The 15,799-nt window shown below is 51.6% G+C and carries 8 protein-coding genes; 3 read left to right on the top strand and 5 right to left on the bottom strand.

Translation table 11 applies throughout. The annotated features are described in order from the left end of the window. Positions 1-19: 19 nt before the first annotated feature. From AT746_RS03170 to arcB, 3 genes are all read right to left on the bottom strand, one after another. Positions 20-2,278, bottom strand: coding sequence for a TonB-dependent receptor (locus AT746_RS03170; RefSeq protein ID WP_062476323.1), 2,259 nt, complete (start codon positions 2,276-2,278; stop codon positions 20-22). 383 nt (positions 2,279-2,661) lie between these two features. Then, complete coding sequence (locus AT746_RS03165) at positions 2,662-4,728, bottom strand: hypothetical protein (protein WP_062476319.1); 2,067 nt, start codon at positions 4,726-4,728, stop codon at positions 2,662-2,664. A gap of 91 nt (positions 4,729-4,819) precedes the next feature. Continuing rightward, a complete protein-coding gene (arcB, locus tag AT746_RS03160; protein WP_062476316.1) occupies positions 4,820-7,165 on the bottom strand; it encodes an aerobic respiration two-component sensor histidine kinase ArcB in 2,346 nt (781 codons plus the stop codon). Positions 7,166-7,865: 700 nt separating this feature from the next. Between arcB and gltB the strand changes: the two genes are divergently transcribed. Both gltB and AT746_RS03150 read left to right on the top strand, forming a co-directional pair. Beyond that, positions 7,866-12,332, top strand: coding sequence for a glutamate synthase large subunit (gene gltB / locus AT746_RS03155; protein ID WP_062476313.1), 4,467 nt, complete (start codon positions 7,866-7,868; stop codon positions 12,330-12,332). Positions 12,333-12,347: 15 nt separating this feature from the next. Continuing rightward, positions 12,348-13,763 (top strand): FAD-dependent oxidoreductase, encoded by a 1,416-nt coding sequence (locus AT746_RS03150; RefSeq protein ID WP_062476310.1) that lies wholly within the window; start codon positions 12,348-12,350, stop codon positions 13,761-13,763. Positions 13,764-14,204: 441 nt separating this feature from the next. Here AT746_RS03150 and AT746_RS03145 read toward each other — a convergent pair whose 3' ends face one another. After that, positions 14,205-14,504, bottom strand: a complete 300-nt coding sequence (locus AT746_RS03145; RefSeq protein WP_062476307.1) for a CcdB family protein — start codon at positions 14,502-14,504, stop codon at positions 14,205-14,207. Then, positions 14,504-14,749: a type II toxin-antitoxin system CcdA family antitoxin gene (locus AT746_RS03140; RefSeq protein WP_062476304.1), complete on the bottom strand. Its 246-nt coding sequence runs from the start codon at positions 14,747-14,749 to the stop codon at positions 14,504-14,506. The genes AT746_RS03145 and AT746_RS03140 overlap by 1 nt, the downstream gene beginning before the upstream one ends. 128 nt (positions 14,750-14,877) lie before the next feature. Between AT746_RS03140 and AT746_RS03135 the strand changes: the two genes are divergently transcribed. Next, complete coding sequence (locus tag AT746_RS03135; RefSeq protein ID WP_062476301.1) at positions 14,878-15,675, top strand: glycerophosphodiester phosphodiesterase; 798 nt, start codon at positions 14,878-14,880, stop codon at positions 15,673-15,675. The last annotated feature ends 124 nt before the right edge of the window (positions 15,676-15,799 follow it).

Raw genomic sequence — 15,799 nt, 5'->3', positions numbered from 1 at the left:
ACCAGTTTTAATTGACGGCTCAGAAGAAGTTATAGCCGATGCTGAGTTTCACCGAGCGCGGCATGATAAATCTGCCGTTAGGCGCCGCCGGATTTCTCGGATCTCCTTCAGTCAGCCCGTCCTTATCGGTGAGGTTATCCACCGACAACCTGACATTCAGGTTTTCCGAGACTTCCCAGTAGGCGCCCAGATCCACTTTGGTGTAACCATCCAGCACCACAGTGTTGCCATTATCTGACCAGCGATCATCAACCATACTCACCGTACCGTACATTGTCAGGAAGTTACCGCCTGCCAGCTCCAGATCGTAACTTGGCGTGAAACGTAACTGCCAGCCAGGCTGACGCTGCCCTTCGTTGCCAATCTGACTGGCGTCACCACTCTTGGTGATTTCGGTATCCTGTACCGTCGCATTCAGGTTCAGGTTCAGATTGAAATCAAAGGTATAGTTGGCATCCAGTTCCACACCTTTTGCTTCGGTCACTGACAGTGTTGCCGGCGCGCCGGGTTGGCTGACATTACTGCTCTCTACTTCATTGAAAAAGCTGGTGGCATAGAAACTGAAATTGTCACCGGCATGTTTATATCCCAGTTCATATTGCTGTATATCAAAAATCAGGTCATCACCATTGGAATATGAACCAAAGTTATCCCTGAAGTCATCAAAGTAGGGCATCTTGCTGCCGTCATTAGCCCGGAAGAACAGACCGGAGTTATCGGTCAGCATATAGTTGACACCGGCAGTCCAGGAGGTGGTGTCTTCGTCATACTGCACCGCTTTGGTGATAACACCATCCAGGCCTTCATCGACGGTGTATTCTATCTTATGGTTTTCACGGCGCAGGCCCAGATCCAGCGTCAGCGCATCGCTGACCTGATATTCAAAAGCCGTATAGAAAGCCCTGGTAGAACCATCACCGGTGGAATTGATATCATAGTTCCAGCCACAGCTGTCGGCATTGTCATTACAATCTATGCCGGTAAGACTTTCTCCGCCCTGCGCGATAACATGATAGGACTGGTTCCCCAGTGACCACCAGTCATTGGCTGAAAAGTTGGAGGTATATAAGCCAAAAGTCCATTTCAGGGCATCAAACTCTTTGGTTAAAGCCAAATCATTGGTAAAAGACTCGATCTCTTTCAGCACCACCCAGCGACCGACCTGCTGCACCAGGGTATCACCATCATAAGTATCACCTGTTACTGCGCCATCAGCACTTACACCATTGTCTGCCACCTCAGACAACCTCACCGGCGCACCGTCGGGTACAAGACCTAAGGTATTGGCGTCACCCTTGGTAAAATTGAATCGATCGCTGAACTGCCAGCCATCGCCAAATTCGAGCTGGATCTTACCGCCGGATACCGAGCCATCCCAGCCCCGTCCTTCTCCGAAATCAAAGGCCTGCTCTGTGCCTTCAGGGCCATACTGAATTGTGCCCTGGCGGGTCAGCGTACCCATCTGGGTATAACCATTGTCTACGCCCTCCACCAAAGGCGTAGGCAAGTACCAGACGCCGTGATCATCCGTGACCCGGCTGTAGAAGTTCATCTTACCGTTATCCAGTACCTTGGTAATATTGACCGTAAACTGATGGCCCTTTTCCGAGTTAAACCCCGCATCGCGAATGCCCGGGGAACTGGATACATAGCCGCCAATCATATAGTAAAGATCATCGGCCAGGGCCCCGCTTACAACCGCATCAACCCGTTGCAGATCATAATCTGAGGTGGTGTATTTGAAGGTACCCTCGGTGTAATCACCACCTTCTTTAAGCATAAAGTTAGTGGTCAGGCCCGGCTGCCCGTTAGAGATAACCGGGTTGGGTCCGCCCCGCAGGGCTTCCATAAAAGAGACGGTTTCATCAATACGAAACAGTGTGGAGTTTTCCAGGAAAGACAAGGTCGGTGGCTGAAACAATGGCGCCCCTTCCATCTGTACGGTCAGAAAAGGCGCATCACCGCCGCCGGGGAAACCCCGCACAAACACGTTAGCACCGGACACACCGCCGGAGCTCTCGGCCCAGACCCCGGGTACCGCCTTAAACAAATCGGCAGTGCTTTTTGGTGCCAGTTTTTTTATTGCTTCGGCGGAAAGATTGGTGACTGCAAAACTGGCATCAACCTTACGCATTGCGGTACCCGTGGGCGTACCTGTGACGATGATTTGTTCAAAGTCCTTATCCTTTTTTTCCTGTGCGGCTGGTTCTTGCTGCGCGTAGCTGGTACCGAATACCGTTGATACCGCCAGTGCCAAAGCTAACTTTTTCGTTTTCATTTTCTGGTCCCCGATTTACTAACTGATTTACATGGTGCTTTCTGGTTTATGTGCACTTTCAGCAAGGCTGCAACTGACTACATCATTGCTGTGCTCGTTGTCGACAGATTAAAAATAGAATCTATTGCAATCGATTGCAATAGTTTTGAGTGAAGTTTATTAAAATTTTGTTAATTTTGTGCTTTTGTGCTGATTCTATTTACAACTTATGTAACACATCTGCGGGTTCAGGAGGATTATCCATGCGGATTGGTATTAAGTCCGCTCTTTCAGGAGATGCTGTTTCAGTCTGAACAGGGGTCAGACTGAAATAACATGGAATGGATTGCAATCCCGGCAAAATGGGCCGGGGCAATAGATTAGGGTAGTATGCTGTAACCGGTTCAGGGGCGCACAGCAAGGTAGACCGTGCTCCAAAGCTGGATAGGGTTAGATTCGGTAATATCCCCCCGACTCTGGCCAAATGGTTTCATCTGAAAGTGGCCATCTGCAAAAGACCATGACCATAGCTCAGAAGTCTTAAGATCCTCAGTAGCACTGACTGTCTGCCACAATTTATCTTGCGCCTGTCTCAGTTGTGCGCGCACTGATTCCGGCAAATCTGTCCGACGTAACTGCCTTTCAATACCACTGAGCACCATCGCCTGCTGCCAGCTCCATACCACTGTGCCATGGTAATTTCCCGATCCGAATCGTTCCTGAGTGTCCACTGATGCATAAACAGGATTTGCCACCAACATGCCGACTGACGTATAAAGTCCCAGCGGAAAGTCTGCACTCAGGTTCCTGAGTATCTGTTGCAGTCTGTGCGCATCGGGTTCACTGAAAAGCAGATCGAAGCCGGTATCAGAATGAATAACAGGAACAGGGGCACCATCGGCGTTGAGTGCAAGGGCAGCAAACTCGGGTGAAATGTCCTCCTCAGTAACTGCTGCAGGCAGGCCGATTTTTTTACTGTACTGCAGAACAGCTTTTCTGGCCTGCTCCGGCTCCATTTTTACAAAAAATAATGGCGGTACCTTTTGTTGCCAGTGCCTGGCTATATCTTCCAATTCTGCAAGATTCTGAATTGATTCCCCATGCCCATTTAACAAACCACTCTGATGCAGTTTCAGCGCTGCGCGCAATGCTGCAGGTGCCAGTGCGGCATTGACATCGTAAGGATAGCGGGCGCCATCAAGACCTTCTTCACTATCCCGCCAGTTACCATCATAATGGCCTTCAGCCAGACCAATCAGGTTCGACAAGCTGGGCTGCTGATAAAATGGCCGGGTTACAGATAACAGATAGTCGATATTGGCACCCAGGATTTCAGCATAGCTTTTGCCGTCTGTTCTCCGGCGCGCTATAAAAGCCTCTCTGCGTTGTTGTCCGGTTCGCTCATCCAGCAGGTATTCGGCCACTATTGGCAGCAGCATCAAATCATCGTCGAGCATCTCATAATCATACTGCGGGCTGTCGTCCGCTTTCTGACTCTGTTGCAGACTCCGCAGCAAGGCAAACTCACCTATATCTTCTTCATGTGCCACTCTGCCCTTTGGCGACATGCGTTCAAAAACTGAGCCTAAGGCTGACTCTATGGCATCATCGCTCAATACCGGCATCAGCAACCTTAAAGATAGCAGGGTATCGCGTCCAAAATAGGTCAGAAAACGCCAGGATCCGGCCAACAGTTTTTCTTCATAGCTGAGAAAACGCAGTGCCTGAAGATGAGTGTTATCGACTTCTGTCACCTCTGCCCTGAGGATGTTGTCGAGCGGCGTTAAAGCTGTCTCCGATGTCATTGCCTGAATACTAAAAGCCAGCTTGCCCCGATCAGATGCATTAAGGATCCACTCCCCGCTGCTTTGGTCCTGCTGCAGACTCCCTTCAGTAATTTTCAGGTTCAGAAGATAGCCCGCCTGACCATCAAGGCGTTGTCGTTTCCAGCTGATCTGATTATCCCCGGGGTACACTTCGGCATTGTCCACAATCTCCGGGATCTCACTTTGCTGATGATAATTCCGCAGCACCCGGATACTGCCCAATAGCACCTTGGTAATCCGCAGGCTGCCGCCGACGGCCTCAGCTTGCCCCTGGATGCCATAATACCTCTGTCCGGCCCGCTCTGCAGACAAGGGGCTAAGTGGCCGCTGCCAGTCCCAGTCGATATCTGTGGTTGAATCAAACCATATCCCTACACCAGAGTTTCCTGCGGGAAAAGCGGCAATCAGCCTTGGAGCAAGGCCTTCGGTGAGTGATAAATGTGCAGCGACAGGTCCCTGACGGTAGAATGCATTCAGATTTCTGCCTTCCTGCACTTCAAAGGCCAGGACCGGCTGTGTCGTAACGGCTTCAGCAAGGCCCCCACTGCTTACCCAATGTTCGTTGCTTATTGCCGCAGATTGCTCTGTGTCACTGCAACCTGCCGCCAACACCAGAATCAGCGATATTACTGTAATAGATTTCATGGCACATGCTCCTGTCAGTCTGACTTTTAAGAGATAGTGCCAGCACCTGCAATCGATTGCAATTTATTATTAACTAACGATTTACATCAGATTAATCATCAATACTCTGGTCTGCCAGCCAGTTATGCAGAGACTGCATGTCCAGTTTCAGGGCCTGTTGCAGCTCCTCCACCCAGTCATACACGTTCTCCCACCAGGCAGGGTGATCCCCCTGCTGTATCTGATTAGCGATTTTCTGAACCCGGGACAAGCCCACTGAGCCGGCCGCCCCTTTGATCTTGTGTGCCTGGGAGCAGACTTCCTCCTTATCTTTAGCGCTTAAGTTGGTCATCAGAATTTCCATATACTGGGGAATACTCTGATTAAACACATTGACACTGGTGGTCAGCATTTCCGCGCCTATGGTATCCACCAGCATTTGTAACATTTCCAGATCCAGCACCGATTCGGCTTTGCTCTGCTGCGCCTTCTCTTCCAGTTGCGGAAGCTGTTCGCTGTCACAGAAAAGATTGTTAAACACTTCTATAACGCGGCTCTTTTTAATTGGCTTGGAAATCACATCATCCATGCCCTGATCCAGGTATTCCTGGCGGGCCTTGATCACATTGGCCGTCAGGGCAACGATAGGCGTTCCTGTGACCAGCTCCTCTTCATGCAGCTTTGACGCCACATCAAAACCATTCATATCCGGCAACTGAATATCCAGCAGAATCAGATCGTACTGTTGCTTACGGGCCATATCCAGCGCCTCCTGCCCGGTCATGGCCACTTCGACTGACTGACCGAGCTTTTCCAGTAGTGCCTTGGCCACCATCACGTTGAGCTCAATATCCTCAACCAGCAATATCTTGAGGCCACTGACCTTCAGCTCCGCCAATTGCGCCGGACGGGTACTGACTGCCAACGGCAACACCACACTGAAACAGGTGCCCTTGCCCACTTCACTGCTGACCCTGATCTCACCCCCCATCAAATCTACCATCTGTTTGCAGATAGCCAGGCCAATGCCAGTACCCGTAGCGCTCTGGTGGTCAGGGTGCTGCACCTGATAATACATGGCAAAAATTTTGTCCAGCTCCTGCTCCGGGATCCCCACACCGGTGTCGGCCACTTTAAACACCACCTCACAAATCCCCTGCTTTGGCGCTGCAGCTGTCATGCTGAAACTGATGGAGCCTTTCTGGGTAAATTTGACCGCATTAAACAGCAGGTTCCACAACACCTGACGCAAGCGGGTGCCATCTGCCTCAACAAAATCCGGTAAGGGTTCGTCCATGTGGGTCTGAAAACTCAGATTCTTATCTGCTACCAGCAACTGAATAATGCTGCTGAGTTCGGCAAAGAAATCCTTCAGATTGACAGTTTTTAATGACAGTTCGAGCTTATCCCGGCCCAGTTTGTCGAGATCGATAATGTCATTAAAGATATTGCCCAGGGTAATGGCGCTGGCGTAAATGGTGCTGACCCATCCATACTGTTCATCGGTCAGTTGTGTATCCCGCAGCATGCGGCTTAAGCCCACAATACCGTTCAGAGGTGTGCGCAGCTCATGGCTGATGGTGGCGATAAAGGCGGTCTTGTCACGGCTGGCTTTTTCCAGCGCCACCTGGGATTGCTTGCGTTCAGTAATGTCCCGGCCAAAGGCCAGCAATCCCAGACGATTGCCTTCTTTATCGAAAAACGGCACCTTGCGCATCTCATAGTAACGCTTACGGCCATCGGCAAAGCGTAGCCATAACTCCTCGGTGATACCGGCATTGCTCTCCAGTACTTCATGATCACTTTCCACCACCTGGCGGGCCAGTTCTTCGTCATACACCTGATGCGGGGTGAGACCGATCAGTTCTGCCTCAGTTTTGCCGGTCATCTGCTCGGCGACCCTGTTGCACCCGGCAAAACGTCCCTCTTCGTTGCGGTAATAAATCAGATCCGGTGAAGCATCAATGATAGAGCGCAGCAAAGTCGATAAACGCTGGGCCTGCTGCTCCTGTTCAGATTTTTTGTTGATCTCCTGCTCCAGCTCCGTGAACACCTTCTCTCTGTCTTCCTGGGCCTTGCGACGCTCCTCAACCTCTACGTTGAGTTGTCTGACATGATTTTGCAGTTCGCGGTTAAGCAGTACGTCCTCTTCTCTGAGCCGCTCCAGCTGAGCCACCACTTCCTTGAGATTATTGCGACTCTGTTGCAACTGATTGACCAGTTCACTGAAAAAATACAACACCCAGGGGGCACTGAGCAGGGTCAGCATAATCGCCGAAACAAAATCCTCGATATGCACTTCACCGGTCATATACAGGCGGATAAAGTATGAACCGGCGATGGTAAACAGCAGGGTAAGAAACACAAAAAAGATGCTGATTCTGACAGTGCCGAAACGGGCCACAAACTGGGCGAAACGTATCGCCCAGTGATCGTTTTGCGAGGAAGATGGCTGCATGCAGAGAGGCTTAAGCTGATTGAATTGCAGGCAATGCTATTAAAAAACCACCCGGGATAAAAGCAATCTCTGTACTGACGCACCCTGTCTTTCATTGAAGAAGTGGGTAAATATCCAATATAAAATCGATATTTATGCTTGAGATATCCGCTGACTGAGGCCTGCAGACTGCCTCAGGACCTTTCATCAGGGCTGCTGTGGCGTATCGACCTTTTTGTTATAACGCAAAATAAAATCCTATTAACTGTGTTAATTTTCACCCATATGAAAGAGTTATCCTATTTGCGTCGTAAATGAGCGCATTTTATTTCATTCATCAAGGTGCGGAGGAATTGATTTCTGATCGCTTTGTGGGTATGTTCTATAGCCGCTCGCGATGAGTGCATAAAAATTCGGAAAAATGGCCTGCTCAGTACAGGCCAGAAGCCAATAATAATAACCCGCGATAACACGCCGGAAACAATATAGATGAGACATCAGATTATTCTGATGTGGTATGAAAGACTGGTAAATCCCTTATAAATCGAACCTGTCAAAGGTCTGCCTGACGACAATGGTGCACAACCTAACGAACCAATCAGAAGTTCACCTGTGCCACCATAGAAAGAACATCACCCTGCCCAGTCGTTAGAGTGTAGTTAGCTCTCAACAGAAACAGGTATGAGAGGTAAAAGCGCCCTTACTAAAGGAGTCATGAGTAATGAGACTATACAGCCCGAACGATTCACGGGATAACTGTGGTTTTGGTCTGATCGCCCACACACAAGGGGAAGTCAGTCATCATCTGGTAAAAACCGCTATCCACGCATTGGATCGTATGCAGCACCGAGGCGGTATTGCTGCCGATGGTAAAACCGGTGACGGTTGCGGCCTGCTATTGCAAAAACCCGATGCGTTTTTCCGCGCTATCGCCGAAGAAAATGGCTGGAAGCTGGGCAAAAAGTACGGCGTTGGCATGATTTTCCTGAACCAGGACAACAACCTGGCAGAGAAAGCCCGTGACATACTGAATGAAGAACTCCAGGCAGAAACCCTGGAAGTGGTTGGCTGGCGCGTAGTGCCCACCGACGCTTCTGTGTTGGGTGAGCTGGCATTAAGCGGCCTGCCGCAAATCGAACAGGTGTTTGTTAACGCTCCGCCCGGATGGCGTAAAAAGGACATGGAACGGCGCCTGTTTATGGCCCGCCGCCGTGCCGAAAAGCGCCTGGCTGATGACAGTGAATTCTATATCGCCTGCCTGTCGAACCTGGTCAGCATCTATAAAGGGCTGGTAATGCCCAAAGATCTGCCTAACTTTTATCAGGATCTGGCTGATGAGCGCATGCAGTCGGCCATCGCCGTATTTCATCAGCGTTTCTCCACCAATACGCTGCCCAAGTGGCCACTGGCCCAGCCGTTTCGTTTTCTGGCCCACAATGGCGAGATCAATACCATTCGTGGCAACCGGGAATGGGCTGAAGCGAGGACCTATAAGTTCCGCACCCCACTGCTGCCGGATCTCCATGATGCCGCGCCTTTTGTGAATTTTGAGGGCTCGGATTCCTCATCGCTGGATAATATGCTGGAGCTGTTTCTGGCCGGTGGTATGGATTTGTTCCGTGCTATACGTCTGCTGGTGCCGCCAGCCTATCAGAACAACCAGACTATGGATGAGGACCTCAAAGCCTTCTATGAGTTTAACTCCATGCATATGGAGCCCTGGGACGGCCCGGCCGGCATCGTTATGACAAACGGCCGGCATGTGGCCTGTAACCTGGACAGAAATGGTCTGCGTCCGGCCCGTTATGTGATCACCAAAGACGGTCTGATTACCCTGGCCTCGGAAGTGGGAATCTGGGACTACAAGCAGGAGGATGTGATCGAAAAAGGCCGGGTGGGGCCCGGTGAAATGCTGGCAGTGGATATCTACACCGGCAAGATCTGGCGCTCTAATCAGATCGATGAAGAACTTAAAGCCCGTCATCCGTATAAAGAATGGCTGGACAAGCATATTCGCCGGCTTAAGCCGATTCAGGACTGCGATGCCAGTCAGATTGGCGTGCGCATGTTTGACGATGACATGATGGCCACCTACCACAAGCAGTTTAATTACAGCTATGAAGAAATTCAGCAGATCGTGCGGGTGCTGGCCAAAGATGGTCAGGAGGCCGTTGGCTCCATGGGTGATGACACACCTATGGCGGTACTGTCCACCAAACACCGGGTGATCTACGATTATTTTCGCCAGCAGTTTGCCCAGGTTACCAACCCGCCTATCGACCCCTTAAGGGAAAACCATGTGATGTCACTGGCCACCTGCATTGGCCGCGAACAGAACCCCTTCAGCGAGACCTCTGGTTATGCCAACCGGGTACTGTTTGAATCGCCGATCATGGTGTACACGGATCTGAAACAGCTAAGAGAATTTGACCCGGAGTACTATTACTCTGAAGTGATTGATATCAACTATCGTCCTGAAGAGGGTCTGAAAGCGGCCATTAAGCGCATCTGTGATGAAGCCGAGTATCTGGTGAAACAGAAAAACGCCGCCTTTGTGGTGCTGTCGGATCGTAAGATCAAAGCCGATCGTCTGCCCATTCCCGCGCCTATGGCAGTGGGTGCCGTGCAGCGCCGTCTGGTTGAAAAAGCGCTGCGCTGTGATGCTAATATCGTCATCGAAACTGCCTCGGCCCGCGACCCTCATCACTTTGCCGTGCTGATCGGCTTAGGTGCCACCGCGGTGTATCCTTTCCTTGCCTATGAAACCATTGAACAGATGGTGGATAACGGCGAACTGCAAATGAGCGCCATGGATGCCATGCTCAACTATCGCAAGGGCATCAATAAAGGCCTGTACAAGATCATGTCGAAAATGGGCATCAGTACGGTGGCCAGCTACCGTTGCTCTAAGTTGTTTGAAGCCATCGGCATCAACAAAGACGTGATGGATCTTTGCTTTCAGGGTATACCGAGCCGCATTCAGGGTGCCAACTTCGATGATTTCGAGCAGGATGTGATGAACCTGAATCGCATCGCCTGGCTTAAGCGCAAAAAGCTCTCTCACGGCGGCCTGCTTAAATATGTGCATGACGGCGAGTACCACGCCTATAACCCTGATGTGGTCACCAGCCTGCAAAAAGCCGTGGTCAGTGGTAACTATGAAGATTACCGGGTGTTCTTCCAGTTGGTGAATGAACGTCCTGTGGCCCAGTTACGGGATTTGCTGGCGCTGAAACTCAGTGATAACCCGATATCCATTGACGAGGTGGAACCGGCGGAAAATCTCTACCCGAGGTTTGATACCGCCGCCATGAGTATCGGCGCACTCAGCCCCGAGGCCCATGAGGCCCTGGCCATTGCCATGAACCGCTTAGGGGGCAAGTCTAACTCCGGCGAAGGCGGCGAGGATCCGAAACGTTTCGGCACTGAGCGTAACTCGAAGATCAAACAGGTGGCATCCGGTCGCTTTGGCGTCACCCCCCATTATCTGGTCAATGCCGATGTGATCCAGATTAAAGTCGCTCAGGGCGCCAAGCCCGGAGAAGGCGGGCAGTTACCAGGCGATAAAGTCAATCGGTATATTGCCGAGCTGCGCTTTTCGGTGCCCGGCGTGACCCTGATTTCGCCGCCACCTCACCATGATATCTATTCGATAGAGGATCTGGCCCAGCTGATTTTTGACCTTAAACAGGTTAATCCCGATGCGCTGATCTCGGTCAAACTGGTATCTGAGCCTGGTGTGGGCACAGTGGCCACGGGTGTGGCCAAGGCCTATGCGGATCTGATAACCGTATCCGGCTATGACGGCGGCACCGGTGCCAGCCCGCTGACCTCGGTGAAGTATGCGGGTTGCCCCTGGGAACTGGGACTGGCAGAAACCCAGCAGGCACTGGTTGAAAACGGCCTGCGGCATAAAGTACGGGTACAGACAGACGGCGGCCTCAAAACCGGCTTAGATGTGATCAAGGCAGCTATTCTCGGTGCCGAAAGCTTTGGCTTCGGTACCGGGCCAATGGTGGCACTGGGTTGTAAGTACTTACGTATCTGCCATCTCAATAATTGCGCCACTGGTGTAGCAACTCAGGATGAAAACCTGCGGGATAATTATTTTATTGGTCTGCCGGAAATGGTGATGAACTACTTTAAGTTTATTGCTCAGGAAGTGCGTGAATGGCTGGCAGCCTTAGGTGTGCGTCAGCTCGATGAACTGATCGGCCGCACCGAATTGCTGGAAGTGATCGAAGGCATCAGCGCCCGTCAGAGCCGCCTGGATCTGTCACCGCTGCTGGCTAAACCCCAGGCAGCAGAACATACCCGTTTGTTCTGCTCAGAGGTGACCAATGCGCCGCTGGATAAAGGCGAGTTAAACCTGCGTATTCTGGCAAACTCGAAAGAGGCCATTGAAAGCGCAAAAGGGGGCAACTGGCACTATCTGATTCGCAACACGGACAGATCCGTTGGTGCCCTGGCCTCGGGCTATATTGCACGCCATCACGGCAATCAGGGCATGGCTGACCATCCACTGCGGCTTAGTTTTACCGGCACCGCCGGTCAGAGCTTCGGGGTCTGGAATGCCGGTGGCCTGGAAATGCGCCTTGTCGGTGATGCCAATGACTATGTGGGCAAAGGTATGACCGGCGGCAAGCTGGTTATTCATCCGCCACTGGGCGTATCCTTCGCCAGTCAGGACAGTGCCATTATGGGCAATACCTGCCTGTACGGCGCTACCGGCGGTAAGCTGTTTGCAGCAGGACGCGCAGGTGAACGCTTTGCAGTACGTAACTCCGGCGCCATCGCCGTGGTGGAAGGTACAGGTGATAACGCCTGTGAATATATGACCGGTGGCATTGTGGCGATTCTCGGCCAGACCGGGGTGAACTTCGGTGCCGGTATGACCGGCGGCTTCGCCTATGTGCTGGATGTGGCCGGTGACTTCGAGCGCCGGGTCAACAGCGATCTGGTAGAAGCCATGGAGATCGAAGATAAGCCGATTCTGGCCGAGCATTTACGCGGACTGGTAAATCAGCATTATGAAGAGACCGGTAGTGAGCACTCACTGGTGATATTGGGCGAGTTTGCCAGCTATCTGAAGAAATTCAGACTGGTGAAACCCAAAACCAGTGATGTGAAGAACCTGTTAGGTCATATCAGTCGTTCAACCGCTGAATTACGCATTCAGGCCCAGTAAGGAGGAATTAGCAGTATGGCAAAGAATGTTTATCAATTTGTCGATGTCGAGCGTATCGATCCTCCCAAGAAGCCGGCCCATTTGCGCCGTCAGGAGTTCGCCGAGATCTATCAGCCCATGAGCGAAACCCAGGTGGCCGGTCAGGCCGATCGCTGCCTGGATTGTGGCAATCCCTATTGTGAGTGGCAATGCCCGGTGCACAATTACATTCCACAGTGGCTGGATCTGGCTAATGAGGGGCGCATTCTCGAAGCCGCCGAATTATGCCACAAGACCAACAGCCTGCCGGAAGTCTGTGGCCGGGTCTGTCCGCAGGACAGGCTCTGTGAAGGGGCCTGTACCCTTAACGATGATTTTGGCGCAGTTACCATTGGCTCCATCGAAAAATACATCACCGACACCGCCTTTAAAATGGGCTGGCGCCCGGATATGTCGGATGTGGTCAAAACCGATAAAAAGGTTGCCATTATCGGCGCCGGTCCGGCGGGGCTGGGTTGTGCCGATATTCTGGTACGCAACGGCGTCAAGCCGGTAGTATTTGACAAATACCCGGAGATCGGCGGCCTGCTGACCTTCGGTATTCCGGCCTTTAAGCTGGAAAAAGATGTAGTAAAACTGCGCCGTGAAATCTTTACCGAGATGGGTGTGGAGTTTGTACTGAATACCGAAATCGGCAAGGACATTCCCTTCCAGCAGTTGATCGATGAATACGATTCGGTGTTTCTGGGCATGGGTACCTACAAGTATATGCGCGGCGGTTTTGATCACGAAAATGCCCCTGGCGTGTATGAGGCCCTGCCTTATCTGATTGCCAACACTAACCGGCAAATGAAACTGGAACAAAGCGAAGCCGATTTTATCGATATGCGCGGTAAAAAGGTGGTGGTGCTGGGCGGTGGTGATACCGCCATGGACTGTGTGCGTACTGCCGTGCGCCAGGGTGCCGAGTCGGTGATCTGCGCCTACCGCCGCGACGAAGAGAATATGCCAGGCTCCAGACGGGAAGTGCAAAACGCCCGCGAGGAAGGGGTGGAGTTCCGCTTTAACCTGCAGCCGCTGGATGTGGCGGTGGATGCTGAGGGTAATGCCTGTGGCGTTAAGCTGGTCAAAACCGAACTCGGCGCGCCCGATGAGGCCGGACGTCGCCGTCCTGAGCCAGTAGCCGGCTCTGAGCATGTACTGGAAGCCGATGCGGTGATTATCGCCTTCGGTTTTCAGCCAAGCCCGTCAAACTGGTTTGCCGACTATGGCATCATACTGGATGAGAAAGGCCGGGTCAGAGCCCCTGAGAGCGGTAAATTCGCCTTCCAGACCTCCAATCCGAAGATTTTCTCCGGTGGCGATATGGTACGCGGCTCCGATCTGGTGGTCACCGCCATCTTCGAAGGCCGCAAGGCCGCCGAAGGCATACTGGATTATCTGAAGGTGTAAAGAACACCAGTGCCGCAAGGATGCGGTATCTGATCCATCCAAACAGAAGTAGCCTGGATGCAGCGAAGCGGAATCCGGGGATACCCTCGCCTATGTACAGATTAAATCCATATCCGAATCCTGGTCATGCCCGAATGCAGTAATCGGGCATCCGGCGCCCTTTGAGAAAAACAAAAATAACCACAGAGGCACAGAGAACACAGAGGTTTAAAAAGCTTTTCACCGCAAAGACGCAGAGGGCGCTGAGAATGCTAACCGCATAGTCTCTGCGTCCTCTGCGACTCTGCGAGAGGTATTTACAGGTTCGTGGTAAAAAAGCTCTCAACCACGAAAAACACTAAAATCACGAACAACGCAGATCCTGTAGCCCGTGATGTAGCACAGCGGAATCCGGAGTTTAGTGGTTTCAACAACTACGACCCCATGATCGGTTTTTGAAACCTAAAAGCCCTTAAACAACATATCCAATGCTTCGGAAATCTGGTCGTGATGCCCGCCGATATTGCCTGCAACCTTTTTTAACTCAGTAACAGGTACAGCGGCCATAAATTGCGTCACCATCACCGTCTGCTGCCCTTGAATCTCAAAAATGGGATTAAGCCGGCTGGCTGGTCGCGGCGATTCTGCTTCCGGCAAGAGGGGAACAACTACACGGGTGTTTAACCCATAAAGCAGATCGGTTTGCACATCCAGCATATAGCCAGCGCCATGAGGGTTGCGGTAAACGTCGTATCGTGCCATCAGAAGTTTCTGTACTTAGCCAGAGGCAAACCCTGCTTGTTCACAAATTCATTAGAGCTTTCAATGGCCTGAGCATTATCTTCCAGCCACAGCGCTTGCTTGCGCTCCCTGACGGCTTGTTCGATCCCTTTCTCTGCAGAATTAGAGATGTTTATGCCAAGGTGTTTTGCTTCCTGCAACAGCGCACCGTCCAGTGAAAGGTTAGTGCGTTTTTTTACTTTAGTGAGAGATTTCACGGAATTCATCTGTTTCTCCTGAAACACTTATACACAAACAGAATACACAATAGATTTACACATTCCAATTTCGGCTCTGTAGTTGCTGTTTGCTGCGCTATGATGAATTTCTGTATTTTGTATTTAACTGAACATTGATGGCGGATACCACTCACTACTTAAACAAGCTGGCTAACTATCTCTGGCTGCTGAGCCCGGGGTGTTATAAGTCTGCCGATCTTGAGTGCACAAAGCTGGTAGCCCATCGCGGCGCCCATGGCCGCAATGAAGCCGGCGTGATAGTGGAAAATACCCTGCCCGCCTTCGATCTCTGCCTGCAAAATCAGGTCTGGGGGATTGAGCTGGACATTCAGTTAACCCTGGATGGTGAGCCGGTGATTGCTCATGACGACCATTGCGGGCGCTTGTTTGAGCGTCCGGATTTAGTGATCGGCGAAACCAAATTTGAGCACTTACGTCAGGCAGTGCCGGAGATCCCGCATCTGGATGAAATAGTCAGTCGCTATGGCGGACAAATGCACCTGATGCTGGAGATTAAAGAATCATGGCGTGAGAAAACTGCATTAGTTTCCCGTATACAAAAGTCCCTGAGTTCGCTTGAGCCGGATAAAGAATATCATCTGCTGAGCCTTGAGCCTGATCATCTTTGCGGTTTTACCGCACTTCCCCCTGCAACCTTTATTGATGTGGCGCTGACCAACACCAAATCCATCGTCAGACAGAATCTCGAACTGGGTCATGGCGCCGTGGCTGGCTCTTTTGCCCTGCTGACGCCGGCATTGGTGCAAGAGTTAAAAGCCGCAGGCAGACGGGTGGGTACGGGTCAGGTGGAACACCCGTTGATCGCTAACCGCGAGGCTCATCGCGATATTGACTGGATCTTTACCGATAATATTCTGAGCCTGCAAAAAGCCATCGCCCGACAAAACAATTAGCCCGGGTAGCGTTGCCTCGGTTCGGAACACGCTGTGAATCCTTCCCTGGACGCTCCGCCACTGCCCCCATGCTGTGGAGTTTTCCAAATCGCAACAACACCACCTCTCAATTGCTGTATTCGGG

It is taken from the genome of Lacimicrobium alkaliphilum (assembly GCF_001466725.1).
GTDB classification, from domain to species: Bacteria; Pseudomonadota; Gammaproteobacteria; order Enterobacterales; family Alteromonadaceae; genus Lacimicrobium; species Lacimicrobium alkaliphilum_B.
Note: the sequence above shows the minus strand (reverse complement) of the source record. Positions and strands in the feature narration are given on the sequence as shown.

Excerpts from the sequence above, each read along its gene's own strand:
- AT746_RS03170 (WP_062476323.1), bottom strand. The coding sequence starts at position 2,278 with ATGAAAACGAAAAAGTTAGCTTTGGCACTGGCGGTATCAACGGTATTC.
- AT746_RS03140 (WP_062476304.1), bottom strand. The coding sequence starts at position 14,749 with ATGAATTCCGTGAAATCTCTCACTAAAGTAAAAAAACGCACTAACCTT.
- arcB (WP_062476316.1), bottom strand. The coding sequence starts at position 7,165 with ATGCAGCCATCTTCCTCGCAAAACGATCACTGGGCGATACGTTTCGCC.
- AT746_RS03145 (WP_062476307.1), bottom strand. The coding sequence starts at position 14,504 with ATGGCACGATACGACGTTTACCGCAACCCTCATGGCGCTGGCTATATG.
- AT746_RS03135 (WP_062476301.1), top strand. The coding sequence starts at position 14,878 with ATGGCGGATACCACTCACTACTTAAACAAGCTGGCTAACTATCTCTGG.
- AT746_RS03165 (WP_062476319.1), bottom strand. The coding sequence starts at position 4,728 with ATGAAATCTATTACAGTAATATCGCTGATTCTGGTGTTGGCGGCAGGT.
- gltB (WP_062476313.1), top strand. The coding sequence starts at position 7,866 with ATGAGACTATACAGCCCGAACGATTCACGGGATAACTGTGGTTTTGGT.
- AT746_RS03150 (WP_062476310.1), top strand. The coding sequence starts at position 12,348 with ATGGCAAAGAATGTTTATCAATTTGTCGATGTCGAGCGTATCGATCCT.